This is a genomic window from Allobosea sp. OK403, from assembly GCF_900113835.1.
GTDB lineage: Bacteria > Pseudomonadota > Alphaproteobacteria > Rhizobiales > Beijerinckiaceae > Allobosea.
On the sequence record NZ_FOQV01000009.1, the window covers coordinates 37,477 to 53,387 of the forward strand.

A 15,911-nucleotide genomic window follows, 5' to 3' on the forward strand; every position below is an offset into this window, starting at 1 on the left:
AACATGAAGAAAAGAATATCGGCGTCAGAATTGATAAATAATTTAAAATTGAATCACGATTATGTTTTAGAGAAATCTAAGAGGGATAAATTTAGAATCGCTCTTGATACGAGAGATAAAATTGAGCAAAATGATATTTTGGCTGAGCTTAAGGAGGAAGGGTTCAATTTTGAATCCGTATGGGAGTTAGTCAATAGTAATAATAATTATGCGAGAATAATACCAATACTGTTGAGGCATCTTTCTATAGATTATTCAGATCGCACAAAAGAGGCGATCGCTCGCTCATTAGCTGTCCCTGACGCTTCATATGCTTGGTCAACGATATTAAATGAATATAAAAAATCAAACGCGGGGACTGGATTCAAGAATGGGTTGGCAACCGCGATCTCTGTGATTTGCTCGGACGAATTTATTGATGAAATCAGTAATTTACTGGATGATAAGAGGAATGGAGATAGTAGATTGTTAATTTTGCGCGGCTTAAAGAGATTTAAATCACAGAAAACTAAGGATATTATTGTTAAATTGAGTAAAGATCCTGATTTTTCGAAAGAAATAAATTCATGGAGTAAGATATAAAATTAAATTATATTTGTTTGTGAGGTTTTATATTTTAATTATCGCGCGAATATCAGGTGAGCTACGTCTATGATCTCGCCGGGCGGGTGATCTCGGTCAGCGATACCGGCGCGTCGCTGGTCAATGCGCTGCCGCCTTCGGGCGGAACCGTGAGCTTCGCGACGAACCTGAGCTATGATGCGCTGAACCGCCCGCTCGCGGTGAACTGGAACCCGACCCCGGCGCCGGCGGTTGCGCCGACGACCAGCAGCGTCGCCTTCGGCTACAGCTATAACCAGGCCAATCAGCGCATCGGTCAGACCACGAACGATGCCAGCTGGTGGCTCTCGCCTGCGGCCGCGAGCACGACCACTTACACCGCCAATAATCTCGACCAGTACACGGCCGTCGGCGCGGTCACGCCGAGCTATGACGGCAACGGCAACCTGGCCTCGGATGGAAGCTTTACCTACGCCTATGATCCGGAGAACCGGCTGACGGGCGTGATGCAAGGCGCGACGACGGTCGCGAGCTATGATTTCGATGCCCAGGGCCGGCGCAAGCAGAAGACGGTCGGCTCAGCCAAGACGGTGTTCGTCACCGATGCCGATAATCGCGAGGTGCTGGAATATGACGGCACGAGCGGGCAGGTGCTGCGCTGGTATGCCTATGGCCTGGGCTCCAATGAGGCGCTGAACCAGATCGAGGTCCCATCCGCGACGCGCACGAGCTTCATTCCCGATATCCAGGGTTCCGTACAGGCGACGCTGGCATCAGCCACCGGCACGCTCGCCAAGGCCGGCTATCTGCCCTTCGGCCAGAGCGCGGCATCGACAGGCACCTTTCGCTACACCGGCCAGCGCATCGACCCCGAGACCGGGCTCTACTACTACCGCGCCCGCATGTACGCCCCCGCGCTCGGCCGCTTCCTCCAGCCCGACCCGATCGGGACACAAGGCGGGCTCAACCTCTACGCCTATGTCGGGAACGATCCGCTGAACCTGATCGATCCATGGGGATGGGAACGGCAGTCCCCCGGAGGCGGGGGAAGCTTGCTTCAGAGCTTCACCGGCTATCTCAGCTCCAGCTTTGACGCGCTTTCGCGTATCCCGTCGGGCTTTCGGGATATGGCGCAAGATGCTGTTTCTGATCCCGGCCTGTTCTTACAGCGTGCTGAACCCGCGCTCGTTGGGCTGGGCATGAGCGCGCCAATTATGGCAGTTAGGGCGGGTGCGCTAGGAGAAACGAACGCAGCAGCGACAATCCCGCATCAAGTTCTCGCAAATAGAGCTGCCGGAAATGCGTTCGAGAATGCCGTAGGTGCGAGTTTGGAGCAAACTGGTGTGACTATCGGCCGTCAGGTAACTATTCAAACGCAAAGCGGAGTGAGAACAAGGTTGGATTTTTTGACGCGAGACTCAGTCGGCACAATAAGGTGCATCGAATGCAAAGCCAGTCCAACAGCGTCACTTACGCGGAATCAGGGATTGGGATTTCCGGAGATTGGGCAACAGGGTGGAACAGTCGTTGGCGCCGGCAAGCCTGGCTTCCCTGGCGGCATCAAGATACCGCCAACAGCAGTAGATATTATTCGAGGTCCTTGACAGATGTCCATTGAGCAAACCGACAAGGTAGATTTTGTGAACCTCGACCGCGCTACGCGGCGTGTCGTGCTTACCATTAGCGATCATCTTGATTGGAGCCATGATGAAGGATCTCATCTCCTTCTTCTGCAGGAAAAATTGAACTCCTATTTAAGTTTTATCGAAAGCGGAGAGATAGTTAAGAAATTTCCTGATGCGCAGGGTCTGCCGATTGCCATTAGTATAGTCGGAAGATTTTCTATGAGCGAACAAGCCAAGTTATTTTTCGCAAAAGCTCGAGAATCAATTGAGAGTGCCGGTTTTTTTCTCGAATTTAAGTTATATCTTCCACATTGAGAATAAATAAAAAGGAAGCTCGCTCCGACGTCGATGACTGTAAGCTCCATCTTTCTGTATTTGGGGATTACAGGTAGCGCCAAGCTATGACGGCAACGGAAACCTGATCTCGGACGGAAGCTTCGCCTACGCCTACGCCTATGATCCGGAGAACCGGTTGGCCGGCGTGATGCAAGGCGCCACGATGGTTGCGAGCTACGATCTCGGCGCCCGGGGGGCGGCGCAAGCAGAAGCAGACATCCGCAGGCTCGCCGCACTGGCCTCATGCTTCAGAACCTGACGGCGATCCGGCCCTTGAGCGGCGTGGTCCCGGGCTGCGTTCACCCAGCGTGGCGGCGTCGACTGACGCGCTTCATGGGCGATAGCGACGACAGTCGTCGTCCCGCGACGAACTCGCCACTGTTGTCAGGCGCGCTGTTTCGCCAGGTGAGGGCTGCGATCCTCGAGGCTGAAGTTCGGGACTGCAGCGAAGGCGTTTTTCAGATGCTCGCCCATCATCTGGGCCGCCTTCTCGCGGGCGCCGGCTCCGACCGCGTCGAGAATGGCCAGGTGCTCGCGGCACCAGTCCTTGACCCGGCGGCGATTGACATAGCCGCCGAATTCGAGGAGCCGCCGCATGCGGTTCTGCTGCTGGATGGCCTGGAGGAAGAACGGGTTGCCGCCGAACTCCGCCAGCATTTCGTGGAACTGGGCATCCGTCTCGAACAGCTGGGCCCGGTCCACCGTTTCGATCGCGGGGTGGGCCACGAGATAGAGGTGCTGCAGGCGGCTGCGCTCGATCATGGCCGCATCCGCCCGGAAGTCCTGCAGCAGCAGGATGGCGGGCTCGATGATGCTGCGGAAGGCGTAGCTGCCGTGCATGCCGACCTTGGTGTCCAATGTCGGCACGAAGCTCCAGCCGCGCCCGGTATTGCGATGGATGAGGCCATCGTCGAGCAGGCGCAGCAGCGTCCGCTGGAGCGCGGCGCGGTCCACCTCATAACGTCGCGCGATATCGCTTTGGATGAAGGTCACCGGCAGCCGCCCGACCAGGCGATCCTGCACGATGAGCGCATACAGATCCTGATCGGATGTCGAGGGCACCTCTAGCTCGAGCCGGTAGAGCTCTTCAGGGCGCGCCAGGAGGAAATAGCCATGGTTGCGGCGCGCTTCGAGGATGCCGCGCTCGGCGAGGAGCTGCAGCGCCGAGCGGATCGGCGTCCGCGAAACCTGAAGCAGGTCGCCGAGCGCCTGCTCGCGCAGATGGTGTCCGGGTTCAAAGCGCGCCTCGCGGACGACATCGAGAATTTGATTGGCGAGCTTGTGCCGCCGCTGGCTCGAACCGCGGGCCATCCTGTCCCTATCTGATCGCACTGATCGAACTCTTTCAAACAATCGATACAATGGGGTTGCGGTTTTGGGCAAGCGCAGCGGCGCCACGGTTGAGCGGGCGGTTCCAAGAGATGCGAGCCTCGCCTTCACATTGCGCCAGCGGCAAGCAGATTCCGGCGCGGATTTCGCCAGTGCGTGCCCGGTATTTGATCAAGCGCCGCGCGGGGGCTGCGTTGACTCCTTTCCGGTTCCGGCTTGTACTGTTGCTGACTAATAGAGCAATCTGTTCGCGACGAGGGGAATGGCATGCTTCGAAAACTCGCTTCAGCATTCATAGTGCCATTGGGGCTGGTCCACGCCGCCATGGCCGCCGAGCTGCCCAAGAGCGGCGTCGTCGAGGCCGGCACGCTGACCTATGGCGTCGCGGCGACATTCGCGCCCTTCGAGTTCCAGAAGGATGGCAAGCTCACCGGCTTCGATATCGATTTCGTCGAAGCGATCAGCCAGAAGCTGAAGGCCAAGCCGGCGCCGATGAACATGGAGTTCAAGGGGCTCATTCCCGCGCTGCAGGGCGGGCGGCTCGATATCATCAATTCGGCGATGTACATGAACCCGGCGCGGGCCGAGCAGGTCGATTTCGTGCCCTACATGAAGATCGGCAACATGGTGGTGGTCCAGGCCGGCAATGCCGGCAAGATCACCGGCCGCAACGAGACGCTCTGCGGCAAGACCATCGCCGTCACGCTCGGCGGCATCCAGGAGAGCCAGGCTCGCGCCGATGACAAGAACTGCAAGGACAAGGGCCTCAAGAGCGTCGATGTGAAGACCTTTCCGACCGCGCAGGATTCCTGGCTGAACCTGCGTCAGGGGCGAGCGGACGCGGTTTACGACTCGACGCCGGGTGCGGCGAAGGTGCTCGACGAATTGCCTGGGGTCTTCGAGACGGTCGGGGCGGAGTTCGAGTCGAACACCTCGATCGGCATCGCCACCCGCAAGGGCGATCAAGCGATGCAGGCCTCGCTCAAGGCCGCCATCGCGGAGGTCGTCGCGGACGGAACCTATAAGGGCCTTCTGACGAAGTGGAAGCTGCCGGCCTCGGTCTCCATCTTCAACTGAGTTCCGCAAGACCGGCGGTCTCGCCTGACGAGGCCGCCGTGACGTTGCCGCGCAGCCAAGATCTCAGAACCATGCGAGACCTCAGAGACCGTTTGGAACCTTCAGCCCTTATCCTTCGAGACGCCATTCCCAAGGGAATGGCTCCTCAGAGCCTGGCCGATAATGATGTCCTTATTTTCAGAAGCCTGGCCCTTGGCAACAATCGCGCCGTCATCCCGGGCGACCGCAGGGAGACCCGGGATCCATGCCTGAACCTTTCGCGATAGGCGTTCCGGCATGGATCCCGGGTCTGCGCTTCGCTCCGCCCGGGATGACGGCGCATTTCGATACGAAACTACAAGATACTGAAATCATTTACCAAAGTGTCGGACAGACTCTCAGGATGAGGGCTCGGGGAGAAGTCAGACGGGCACTCAGAACCATGCATGGCCGAGTGTCCTGATGTCCTTTCAGCTCGTCCTCGATTACGTGCTGTCGCCGATCTTCTTTCACGGCGCGCTGATGACGCTGCTCATCACCGTGACGTCCCTGTTCTTCGGCATCCTGGCGGGGCTGGTCGTCGCCCTGCTTCAGGAGGCGAGGCTGACGCTTCTGCGCGTCATCGCGCTCTTCTATCTCTGGCTGTTCCGCGGCACGCCCGTGCTGTTCCAGATCATCTTCATCTACAATGTCCTGCCCGGCTTCGGCATTCGCCTGTCGGCCTTCATGTCGGCTGTGATCGCGCTGTCGCTGAACGAGGGCGCCTATATGGCGGAGATCCTGCGTTCCGGCATCAAATCGGTGACCAGGGGCCAGCGCACGGCCGGCCTTGCGCTCGGCATGACGCGTGCCGGCGTCATGCGTCACGTCGTGTTGCCGCAGGCGCTGCGCATCATCCTTCCCCCGGTCGGCAACCAGATGATCGGGATGCTGAAGACGAGCGCGCTCGTCTCCGTTGTGGCGGTCGAGGAACTGCTTCTGATCGCGAACCAGACAGCGAGCGCCAATTTCCGCTATTTCGAGGCCCTCTCGGCCGCCGGCATCTATTATCTCGTGCTCACGACAATCTTCATGGCGGGGCAGGCCTGGCTCGAGCAGGCGCTCGACCCCAAGCGGGCCCGTGCACGAAGGCAGGCCAAGCCGCTCGTCGAGCGCCTGACCGCGGCGGCCGACATCCGATGAGGCACCCATCCTCAAGGCACGCATTCTGTCAGGGTCGCGGGAGGCCGTCATGACCGCGCAACGCCCGCTGCTTGAACTGATCGGCATTGAGAAGAGCTTCGGCCAGCTCCAGGCGCTGAAGACCTGCTCGCTGGAGGTTCACGAGAAGGAGACCGTCGTGCTGATCGGGCCGTCGGGCTCCGGCAAATCGACCCTGCTGCGCTGCGTGAACCTGCTGGAGCCGCCCGACCGCGGCAACATCGTCTTCAAGGGGCAGGATATCGGCAGGGATCTGAGAGCGGCACCGCTGATCCGGCAGGAGATCGGCATGGTGTTCCAGAATTTCGAGCTGTTCCAGCATCTGAGCGCCGCCGAGAACATCATGCTCGCACCGATGAAGGTTCTCGGCCTGTCGCGTCACGATGCCCATGACATTGCGCTCGGGCTGCTGAAGAAGGTCCGCATCCCCGACAAGACCGACAGCTACCCCGATGAACTCTCCGGCGGGCAGCAGCAGCGCGTCGCCATCGCGCGGGCGCTCGCGATGAAGCCGGCCGTGATGCTTTACGACGAGCCCACCTCGGCGCTGGACCCGGAAATGATCCGCGAGGTGCTCGATGTGATGGCGGAGCTGTCGGCCGAGGGCATGACCAGCATCGTCGTCACCCATGAGATGGGCTTCGCCAAGCGCGCCGCAGACCGCATCGTCTTCATGGAAGCCGGGCGGATCGTCGAGATCGCCAATAGCGCGGATTTCTTCGGCGGCACCGTGAATGCGCGGGCGCGGCAATTCCTCGACCAGATCCTGCATTGAGCGAGCGCATGACGTCGTCCGAAAACCGGTTCCCACTTTTCGGCATCATGCATCAGGCCTTGAGCGGCCGGTTTCGAGACACGCCATGACAACCACCCCCGACGCGTCCCGCATGAAGCGCGAGCTCGCCGAGCTCATCGCGATCCGCACGGAAAACCCGCCCGGGCGCGAGCTGGAGGTGGCCGACTATGTCGCGGCGCGGCTGCGCGAGATCGGCCTCGACGTCACGCTCGACGAATACAAGCCCGGCCGCGTCAATGTGGAGGCGCGCCTGCTCAACGGGCCGGGGCCGGTCTTCGCCTTCAACACGCATATGGACGTCGTGCCCGCCGGCGAAGGCTGGACGAGCGATCCCTTCATCCTGCGCGAGGCTGAAGGGCGCCTCTACGGGCGCGGCGCCTGCGACTGCAAGGGTCCGCTCGCGGCCATGCTGGAGGCCGTGCGCATGCTGGCCGCGACGCGTCAGAGCTGGTCGGGCACGCTGCTCGCCATCTTCGTCGCCGATGAGGAGATCGCCAGCGAAGGGGCCAAGCACTACGCCGCCAAGCGGCCCAAGATCGATGCCGCCGTGGTCGGCGAGCCGACCTCCAACACGATCTACAGCGCCCATAAGGGCAGCCTGCGCCCGCTCGTGCGCGTCCACGGCGTCCCGGCCCATTCGGGCACGCCGCATCTCGGCGAGAACGCCGTCCTGCGCGCCGGGCAGCTTCTCGCCATGGTCGCCGAGGAGCATGAGGCGAATGTCCGACGCCGCACCCACCCGCTCGTCGGCGAGGCGAGCCTCACCGTGACGCGCATCCATGGCGGCCATGCCGACAATGTCTTGCCCGGCGCCTGCGACCTGCTGCTCGACCGGCGGATGGTGCCGGGCGAGGACGAGGATGGGGTCAAGGCGGAGATCGCGCTGCTGCTGAAACAGGCCCATGCGCGTTTCGGCCTGCGCGCCGATATCCTGGAGTGGAAAGCCACTACGGGCGGCGCCACCGAGACCGCCCCCGACCGTCCGATCGTGCAACGCAGCCTTGCGGCGGCGCGCCGCCACGGCATCGCCGAGCCGGGACCGTTCGGCTTCCAGGGCGGCTGCGACCTCGTGCATTTCCGCGCGACGGGCGCCGAGGGCGTCGTGATCGGTCCGGGCTCGCTCTCCGTCGCGCACAAGGCCGACGAGTTCGTACCGGCCGACGAGTTCGTGACCGCGAGCCTGATCTATCGCGACGTCGCCGTCGCGATGCTGTCGGGTTGAGGGGGAAAGCCGATGCGCCTGTCCCTGCACCGGGCGATGCTGAGCTATGGCGGCGGCCTGCTGCTGCACACGGCCTCGTCGGGGCCGGTCGCGGGCCTCGACACGCTCTATCTCGCTTTGCAGGACGCCGATGGCATCAAGGCCACAGGCGAGGTCCGGATCAACATCGCCTATCTCAACGGGCTCGCCGCGGAGGATGTCGTCACGGAGGCGCTCGCGCTGCTGCCGCGCCTCGACCTGACGCCCGCCCCTGAGATGCTCCTGGCCGCACCGCCGCCGCTGCTGTCGCGCGCAAGCGCACCGCTGCGCATGCTGGTCGATCTCGCCCTGCACGATCTCGCCGCCAAACGCGCCGGCCAGCCGCTGGCGGCGTTCCTGGGCAAGTCCGAGCTGGGCAAGTCCGAGCTGGGCAAATCCGCGGCCGTGCCCATCGCCTATCCGACCAACCAGACCCTGTTCATATCGGATGATGCGACCTTCCTGCGTCAGGCGCAGGCCTATGTCGGGCGCGGCTTCAGGGATCTCAAGGTGCGTATCGGCGCGGCCGATTTCTCCGATGATCTCGCCCGCATCCGCAGCCTGCGCGCGCGCTTCGGCGCCGACGTCAAGATCGCGGTCGATGCGAATGCGGCCTGGAGCCTGGCGGATGCGCCGGCACGGCTTGACGCGCTGGCGCCGTTCGATCTCACCTATGTCGAGCAGCCGGTTGCGCCGGTTGGCTTTGAGCTGCTGGCACAGCTCGCCGAGGCCAGCCCGATCCCGATCATGCTCGACGAGAGCGTCAGGGGCGAGGACGACGCGATGCGCCTGGCCACTGGCGGCCACAGGTTGATGGCGCATCTGAAGCTGGTGAAGCTCGGCGGCCTCGCGCCCGCCTTGCGCGCCGCCCGGGCGCTCGCAGTGGCCGGCGTGCCCTGCATGATCGGGCAGATGAATGAGGGTGGCCTCGCCACCGCCGCCGCGCTGCATCTGTGCGTCGCCACGCAGCCGCGTTTCGCCGAGCTCTACGGTGCCGACGGCCTGAGCAACGATCCGGCGCCCGGTCTCGTCTATGCGGATGGCCTGGTGTTCGCTCCGGCGCGGCCTGGCCTCGGCCTTTCCTTCGCGCGCGAGCGCACCGAAACACTCTGGGAGAATTGAGCGATGGATATCGGCAGCGTCGTACAGGGCTCGGAATCGGCCTTTCCGAAGAGCGAATATGACGGCCGCGTCGCCAGGGCGCGCCAGCGTCTCGCTGCGGCCGAGCTCGACGTGATGGTCGTCACCGGGCCCGAGAACATCTTCTACCTCACCGGGCAGCAGACGCCGGGCTACTACACCTTCCAGGCGCTGGTGCTGCCGGTCGAGGGCGACCCCGTCTTCGTCATCCGGCAGCTCGAATATTTCAACTTCATCGCCAACACCTTCATCGCGGATGCCGCCATCTACCAGGACGGCGAGGATCCGGTCGGCTTCCTGACCAAGGTGATCCGCGACAAGGGCCTCTCCGGCAAGCGCGTCGCCATCGACAAGCGCGGCTGGTTCCTGCCGATCGCCGTCTATGAAGCGCTCCAGGCCGAGCTCGGCACCATCGGCGATGCGGCCGGTATCGTCGAGGCGCTGCGCGCCATCAAGTCGCCGCTGGAGCTGGAGAAGCTCGACTATGCCGCAGCTTATGTCGATGCCGGGATGAAGGCGGGCCTGGCCGCCGTGAAGCTGGGCGCGACCGAGAACGATCTCGTGGCGGCGATGATGGGCGCGGCGATCGCGGCCGGCTCGGAATATATGGGCATGGAGCCGCTGGTCTCGTCGGGTCCGCGCTCGGGCGTGCCGCACGGTACCTGGAAACGCCGCCGCATCGAGGCGGGCGACCCCGCCTTCCTGGAAATGGCCGCCTGCCATGACCGCTACCACGCCGCGCTGATGCGCTCGGCCTGGCTCGGTGCGCCGCCAGCCGTGGCGAGCGACATGATGAAGGCCTGCCAGGATGCCCTTGCCGCGGCCTTGGACGAAATCCGGCCGGGCGTCGCCTGCGAGGTTCCTCATCTCGCCTGCCAGGCCGTGATCGACAAGGCTGGCTATACCGACGCCTTCCGCAAGCGCCTCGGCTACAGCGTCGGCATCTCCTTCGCGCCCGATTGGGGCGAAGGCGCGATCCTGAATCTGAACAAGGGCGTCAAGACCGAACTCCAGCCCGGCATGGCGTTCCACCTGCCGCCGGCGCTGCGCATCTATGGCCGCTTTACCGTCGGCGTCAGCGAGACGATCGTGGTGACGCAAACCGGCCACCGCGTGCTCGGCGCCATCGACAGAGCGCTGCTGCAAGTGGCTTGAACCAAAAAGTGGCTTGAACCAAAAAGTGGCCTGATCCATCTCGACCGCGCGCTTCGCACCATGGGGACGCCGTGACGCTCCATCTCGTGATCGACCACACGGCTCGTCCGGCCCGGTTCGGAGCAGCGGCGGCGGTCGTGGCGCGCCGGCGCGGCGCGCGCTTCATGCATCTGCCTGCGATGTTCGATCTCGCAGCGCATCCCGACGCCGAGCAATATGTCCATGCCGCCGGCGGCCTCGGGCCGAGCGGGCTCTATTTCGCCGAGCGCATGCTGGGGCGCCCGATCGCGGCGGCGGCGAGCGTTGTGGAGATCCTGTCAGAGGCGCGCCAAGTCGATGTCGTGGTGCCGATTCATCCCAGCTTCGGTCAGGACGGCCGCCTGCTGCGCGCAGGCGCGCTGCAGGCCGGCATCCCGATCGATGAGGAGACCGCAGTGCCGGAGGAGGCGGAAGCGGCACCTGCCCACGCCCGGTCCAGCCAGCCATCCCGTGCCATTTGTCTCGTCGGGCGCGAACACGACCATCGCAACGTCTACCCGGCTGCGCTCGCCTCGCTGCAGGACGCCATTGCGGCCCTCGATCTCGCGATCGCCATCCGTTTCATCGATCCGCGGGACAGCGATGCAGCGCTGTACGAGGATGCCGCCGGCATCCTCCTGCCGGGCGGTTCGGACATGGGCAATGTCCCCGGCCAGATCCGTGCGGCGCGATTTGCGCTGGCTCGCGGCGTTCCCGTGCTCGGCCTGTGCCTGGGCATGCAGACCATGACGACCGCCTTCGCGCAAAGGGTCTTGGGGGACGGCATGGTCAACCTCGCCGAAGCCGATCCCGAGGCGCGAACCAAGAGCTTCGTCGCCATGGCCGCGGAGACGACCGCCGATGGCTCTGCGATCCTGCCCGAACATCGCACCGGTGATGCAAACGTCGATCTCGTACCGGGCACGCGTCTCGCCGCCTTGATGGGAACGCAGACGATGCGCGTGCGCTGCAACCATCGATTCCATCTGGCCCCGTCGCTGCGTCGCGATCTGCAGGAGGCGGGCCTCGTCGTCAGCGCGTCCAGCTTCGCCGGCCGCGTCGTCGATGCCGTCGAATGGCCAGCGCACCCCTTCTTCCTGGGCCTCCAGGGTCACCCCGAACTGACCCCCGCGACGAGCGCGCCGCATCCCGTCTTTCCGGCCTTCCTTCTCGCAACGCGCGACAAGTTGTGACGATCCCGGTGTTGCCTGCGCGCAACCCCTCGAGGGCTCGAATTCGCATGCTGATGCATGACAACCTCGCGGTGGCCGCACCATCTCCCTAGGCCGGAATCTTGCCGTGCAGCTTGATCTCCTTCAGCACCAGATTGGTGCGTACATGGGCGATGCCCGGCAGGCGGAAGAGGAACTGCTCGAGAAAGACGTTGTAGTCGTCCTTGTCGCGGCAGACGACGCGTAAGTGATAATCCGCCTCGCCGGTGGTCGCGAAACATTCAACCACTTCGGGTTGCTGGGCGACGCGCGCGATGAAATTGGACACGTGGTCGGCTTCGTGACGCAGCAGCGTCACATGCACGATCGCGCTGAAGCCAAACCCCGCCCTCTCGGCGTCGACGATCGCCATGTAGCTGGCGATCACACCAGCCTCCTCCAGCATCCGCACCCTGCGCCAGCAGGCGGACGCGGACATGCCGGCCTGATCCGCCAGATCCTGATTGGAGACGCGCGCATCCGACTGCAGGATCTGCAGCAGCTTGCTGTCCTGGGCGCTGAGCTCGATCTTCGCCATTCTGGAAATTTCCACCGATGTTGCAGCAATTTTCGGTAGGATAGACCGAATTACAGGCAAAACATACAAAGTCAGACAGGATTTTCCAGAGAATTCTGGTTGAATCGACCGCAATAATAACATGCGGGAGATTTCGCTCATGGCTTACGATGTCCCGGTTCGCGACTACGCGCTTGGCGACCGTTACGCGAAGAGCTCCGGGCGCGTCTTCATGACCGGAACGCAGGCGCTGGTGCGCATCGCGCTCGACCAGGCACGGCGCGACAAGGCCACTGGCCTCGATACGGCGGGCTTCATTTCGGGCTATCGCGGCTCGCCGCTCGGCGGTGTCGATCTGGAGCTGTGGCGCGCCGAGGACCTGATCGCGCAGCATAAGATCGCGTTCCTGCCGGCGGTGAACGAGGACCTTGCCGCGACCGCCGTGCTCGGCTCGCAGCAGGTCGAGACGAATCCCGACAAGCAGGTCGAGGGCGTCTTTGCGATGTGGTACGGCAAGGGGCCGGGCGTCGACCGCGCCGGCGATGCGCTGAAGCATGGCAACGCCTATGGCTCATCGCCACATGGCGGCGTTCTCGTCGTGGCGGGCGACGATCATGGCTGCGTGTCGTCCTCAATGCCGCACCAGTCCGACGTCGCCTTCATGGCCTGGTTCATGCCGACGCTGAATCCGGCCTCGATCGGCGAGTACCTGGCCTTCGGCGAATATGGCTACGCGCTCTCGCGCTATTGCGGCATGTGGGTCGGCTTCAAGGCGATCTCGGAAACCGTCGAGAGTGGCCAATCGGTCGAGATTCTGCCGCCGCGCGATTTCAACGCGCCCGCCTACACGCCGCCTGCAACCGGCCTGCATTATCGCTGGCCCGATCTGCCCGGGCCCCAGATCGAGGAGCGGATGGAGGCCAAGAAGATGGCCGTCTTCGCCTTCGCCGAGGCCAATCCGATCGACCGCCGCATCTACGACATTCCCGAAGCCAGTTTCGGCATCGTCACCACTGGCAAAGGCCATCTCGACCTGATGGAGGCGCTGCGCCTGCTCGGCGTCGACGAGGCGGTCTGCCGAGAACTTGGAATCGACATCTACAAGGTCGGGATGGTCTGGCCGCTGGCGCGCCGCGATGCGCTCGATTTCGTGCGCGGCAAGAGCGAGATCCTCGTCGTCGAGGAAAAACGCGGCATCATCGAAAGTCAGCTCAAGGAGTATTTCTACGACTACCCCGGCCACAAGCCCCACGCCATGGTCGGCAAGCGCGACGAGGACGGCAACCGGCTGATCTCCTGGATCGGCGAATTGTCGCCCAGGATGCTGGTCCCGATCGTTGCGCGGCGCCTGGATGCGCTGTTTCCCGATCTGCGCCTGTCCGAGCGGGCGGCGAGCCTGGTGCCCGAAGCCGGCCGCCTCATCCAGGTGCCGGGCGCGACGCGCACGCCCTATTTCTGCTCGGGCTGCCCGCACAACAGCTCGACCAAGGTGCCCGAAGGCTCCAAGGCGCTGGCGGGCATCGGCTGCCATTTCATGGCGAGCTGGATGGACCGCGAGACGACCTCGCTGATCCAGATGGGGGGCGAGGGCGTGAACTGGGCGGCCTCGTCGCTGTTCACCGGCAAGGGGCACATCTTCCAGAATTTGGGCGAGGGGACCTATTACCATTCCGGGTCGATGGCGATCCGCCAGGCGATCGCGGCCAAAGCCAACATCACCTACAAGATCCTCTACAACGACGCCGTCGCGATGACCGGTGGTCAGCCGGTCGACGGGCCGATCAGCGTGCAGGCGATCGCGCAGGAGGTCCGCGCCGAAGGCGTCGAGCGTCTCGCGCTGGTGTCGGACCAGCCCGAGAAATTCTCAAGCCGCGACCTGCCCGCCGGCATCACCATTCATCACCGCCGCGAACTCGACGCCGTGCAGCGCGAGCTGCGCAATGTGAAGGGCGTCTCGGTGCTGATCTATGAGCAGGCCTGCGCCACCGAAAAGCGTCGCCGCCGCAAGCGCGGCACGATGGAGGACCCAAAGCGCTTCGCCTACATCAACGATCTCGTCTGCGAAGGCTGCGGCGATTGTTCTGTCGAGTCGAACTGCCTCAGCGTCGAGCCGAAGGAGACGCCGTTCGGGCGCAAGCGCAAGATCAACCTGTCGAACTGCAACAAGGATTTCTCCTGCCTGAACGGCTTCTGCCCGAGCTTCGTCACGGTCGAAGGCGCCACGCGGCGCAAGAAAACCGTGACCGAAGACGATTTCGTCGCCCGCGCCGCCGTCCTCCCGGCGCCGACGCCAATGTCGCTCGACAAGCCGTTCGATCTTCTGGTCACCGGCGTCGGCGGCACCGGCGTCATCACGATCGGCGCGCTGATCGCGATGGCGGCCCATCTCGAGGGCAAGGGCAGCTCGGTGCTCGATTTCACCGGCTTTGCGCAGAAGTTCGGGCCGGTCCTGTCCTTCATCCGCCTGGCCGATACGCCATCGGCCATCAACCAGGTCCGGATCGACGACGGTGCGGCTGACGCCCTGATCGGCTGCGACATTGTCGTGTCCTCCTCGCCGAAGGCGTCGGCGACCTATCGGCGCGGCATGCGAGCGGTCGTCAATCTTGCCGAGATGCCGACCGGCGACATCGTCCGCATCCGTGATGCCGATCTCGCCTCGCGCCGCCGGCTGCGTGAAATCGAGACTGTGGCGGGAGCCGGAAACGTCAGCGCTTTCGATGCCAACGCCATGGCGGAAAAGCTTTTCGGCGATGCCGTCTTCGCCAATGTCATCATGCTCGGGCATGCCTGGCAGCAAGGGCTGGTGCCGGTCTCGCATGCGGCGCTCGATCGCGCCATCGCGCTCAACGGGGTCGCGGTCGAGAAGAACCGGCAGGCCTTCGCAGCGGGGCGCCTGGCCTGCGCCGATCCGGACTTCAACGGCAGGGAGGAAGCGGTCGGCCCCGAGACGCTCGACGAGGTGATCGCGCGCCGCGCCGAATTTCTCGTCGGCTATCAGGACGAGGCCTGGGCGCGACGCTACCGCGACGCCGTCGAACGTGTCCGGGTTGCGGAGGCGCCCTTCAATTCCACCGCACTGACTGAGGCGGTCGCGCGCTCGCTCTTCAAGCTGATGTCGTACAAGGACGAATACGAGGTCGCGCGGCTGCACATGCAGAGCGGGTTTCTCGACGAGCTGAAGCGCGAGTTCGAAGGCGACTTCACCGTGAACTACCACCTCGCGCCGCCTCTGCTCGCGAGCGGTAGGGATGCCCGGGGCCGGCCGCTCAAGCGCCAGTTCGGCCAATGGATCCAGACGCCGCTGCGGGCGCTGGCTCGCTTCAAGCGGCTGCGGGGGACCGCCTTCGACGTCTTCGGCTATACAGCCGAGCGCAGGATGGAGCGGGGCCTGATAGGCTGGTACGAAGGGATCGTCGCCCAGTTGCTGGAGCGCTTGCCGCAGCAGGGGCCCGCGGGTGCAGCCGAGATCGCCAGGGCGCCGATGGACATCCGCGGCTATGGCCCCGTGAAGGACAAGGCGGTCGAGCAGGTGAGGGCGCGTGTGAGCGAGTTGCTCTCCCTGCCGCTGCCGCCGGCCGCGAATGGCGAGGTGCGCCGGGTTGTCGGCGGATAGTGCTCGTCCTTCGAGACGCCGCTCCGCGGCTCTCCAGCATGAGGGCTGGAGTTTCCAATTAGGCTCTCATACCCAGGGCCTTAGAGTTGATCGGCTCGAACCCTCAGCCGT

Annotated in this window: 13 protein-coding genes; 11 read left to right on the forward strand and 2 right to left on the reverse strand. The window is 63.5% G+C overall.

The features are described 5' to 3' along the window. The first annotated feature begins 3 nt into the window (after nucleotides 1-3). From BMZ97_RS30865 to BMZ97_RS23515, 3 genes are read left to right on the forward strand one after another with little or no spacing between them, the layout of a single operon-like run. Nucleotides 4-582 (forward strand): hypothetical protein, encoded by a 579-nt coding sequence (locus BMZ97_RS30865; protein WP_139221301.1) that lies wholly within the window; start codon nucleotides 4-6, stop codon nucleotides 580-582. Nucleotides 583-638: 56 nt separating this feature from the next. Next, entirely contained in the window at nucleotides 639-2,165 is a 1,527-nt protein-coding gene (locus BMZ97_RS23510; RefSeq protein ID WP_092175506.1) for an RHS repeat-associated core domain-containing protein, read from the forward strand. 3 nt (nucleotides 2,166-2,168) lie between these two features. Next, a complete protein-coding gene (locus BMZ97_RS23515; protein ID WP_092175509.1) occupies nucleotides 2,169-2,501 on the forward strand; it encodes a DUF6572 domain-containing protein in 333 nt (110 codons plus the stop codon). A 405-nt stretch (nucleotides 2,502-2,906) separates the two neighbouring features. Here BMZ97_RS23515 and BMZ97_RS23520 read toward each other — a convergent pair whose 3' ends face one another. After that, on the reverse strand, nucleotides 2,907-3,833 hold the full coding sequence (locus tag BMZ97_RS23520) for a GntR family transcriptional regulator (protein WP_092175512.1): 927 nt from the start codon (nucleotides 3,831-3,833) through the stop codon (nucleotides 2,907-2,909). 285 nt (nucleotides 3,834-4,118) lie between these two features. Here BMZ97_RS23520 and BMZ97_RS23525 point away from each other — a divergent pair, with 285 nt between their 5' ends. From BMZ97_RS23525 to BMZ97_RS23555, 7 genes are all read left to right on the forward strand, one after another. Further along, entirely contained in the window at nucleotides 4,119-4,928 is an 810-nt protein-coding gene (locus tag BMZ97_RS23525; protein ID WP_092175516.1) for an ABC transporter substrate-binding protein, read from the forward strand. 441 nt (nucleotides 4,929-5,369) lie between these two features. Further along, nucleotides 5,370-6,089, forward strand: a complete 720-nt coding sequence (locus BMZ97_RS23530) for an amino acid ABC transporter permease (RefSeq protein ID WP_092175519.1) — start codon at nucleotides 5,370-5,372, stop codon at nucleotides 6,087-6,089. 49 nt (nucleotides 6,090-6,138) lie between these two features. Beyond that, entirely contained in the window at nucleotides 6,139-6,882 is a 744-nt protein-coding gene (locus BMZ97_RS23535) for an amino acid ABC transporter ATP-binding protein (protein ID WP_092175521.1), read from the forward strand. An 85-nt stretch (nucleotides 6,883-6,967) separates the two neighbouring features. Beyond that, on the forward strand, nucleotides 6,968-8,125 hold the full coding sequence (locus BMZ97_RS23540) for a M20 family metallopeptidase (protein WP_092175524.1): 1,158 nt from the start codon (nucleotides 6,968-6,970) through the stop codon (nucleotides 8,123-8,125). Nucleotides 8,126-8,137: 12 nt separating this feature from the next. Continuing rightward, a complete protein-coding gene (locus tag BMZ97_RS23545; RefSeq protein WP_092175527.1) occupies nucleotides 8,138-9,265 on the forward strand; it encodes a mandelate racemase/muconate lactonizing enzyme family protein in 1,128 nt (375 codons plus the stop codon). Nucleotides 9,266-9,268: 3 nt separating this feature from the next. Next, nucleotides 9,269-10,438, forward strand: coding sequence for a M24 family metallopeptidase (locus BMZ97_RS23550; protein WP_092175529.1), 1,170 nt, complete (start codon nucleotides 9,269-9,271; stop codon nucleotides 10,436-10,438). Nucleotides 10,439-10,509: 71 nt separating this feature from the next. Beyond that, nucleotides 10,510-11,649, forward strand: a complete 1,140-nt coding sequence (locus BMZ97_RS23555) for a glutamine amidotransferase-related protein (RefSeq protein WP_092175532.1) — start codon at nucleotides 10,510-10,512, stop codon at nucleotides 11,647-11,649. An 88-nt stretch (nucleotides 11,650-11,737) separates the two neighbouring features. Here BMZ97_RS23555 and BMZ97_RS23560 read toward each other — a convergent pair whose 3' ends face one another. Beyond that, nucleotides 11,738-12,205 (reverse strand): Lrp/AsnC family transcriptional regulator, encoded by a 468-nt coding sequence (locus BMZ97_RS23560; RefSeq protein WP_092175534.1) that lies wholly within the window; start codon nucleotides 12,203-12,205, stop codon nucleotides 11,738-11,740. Between the two features lie 139 nt (nucleotides 12,206-12,344). On the opposite strand from BMZ97_RS23560, the gene BMZ97_RS23565 reads away from it, so the two are divergent. Beyond that, entirely contained in the window at nucleotides 12,345-15,800 is a 3,456-nt protein-coding gene (locus BMZ97_RS23565) for an indolepyruvate ferredoxin oxidoreductase family protein (protein ID WP_092175537.1), read from the forward strand. The last annotated feature ends 111 nt before the right edge of the window (nucleotides 15,801-15,911 follow it).

Coding starts and splice junctions, on each gene's coding strand:
- BMZ97_RS23545 (WP_092175527.1), top strand. CDS start 8,138: ATGCGCCTGTCCCTGCACCGGGCGATGCTGAGCTATGGCGGCGGCCTG.
- BMZ97_RS30865 (WP_139221301.1), top strand. CDS start 4: ATGAAGAAAAGAATATCGGCGTCAGAATTGATAAATAATTTAAAATTG.
- BMZ97_RS23550 (WP_092175529.1), top strand. CDS start 9,269: ATGGATATCGGCAGCGTCGTACAGGGCTCGGAATCGGCCTTTCCGAAG.
- BMZ97_RS23565 (WP_092175537.1), top strand. CDS start 12,345: ATGGCTTACGATGTCCCGGTTCGCGACTACGCGCTTGGCGACCGTTAC.
- BMZ97_RS23535 (WP_092175521.1), top strand. CDS start 6,139: ATGACCGCGCAACGCCCGCTGCTTGAACTGATCGGCATTGAGAAGAGC.
- BMZ97_RS23560 (WP_092175534.1), bottom strand. CDS start 12,205: ATGGCGAAGATCGAGCTCAGCGCCCAGGACAGCAAGCTGCTGCAGATC.
- BMZ97_RS23515 (WP_092175509.1), top strand. CDS start 2,169: ATGTCCATTGAGCAAACCGACAAGGTAGATTTTGTGAACCTCGACCGC.
- BMZ97_RS23520 (WP_092175512.1), bottom strand. CDS start 3,833: ATGGCCCGCGGTTCGAGCCAGCGGCGGCACAAGCTCGCCAATCAAATT.
- BMZ97_RS23540 (WP_092175524.1), top strand. CDS start 6,968: ATGACAACCACCCCCGACGCGTCCCGCATGAAGCGCGAGCTCGCCGAG.
- BMZ97_RS23525 (WP_092175516.1), top strand. CDS start 4,119: ATGCTTCGAAAACTCGCTTCAGCATTCATAGTGCCATTGGGGCTGGTC.
- BMZ97_RS23530 (WP_092175519.1), top strand. CDS start 5,370: ATGTCCTTTCAGCTCGTCCTCGATTACGTGCTGTCGCCGATCTTCTTT.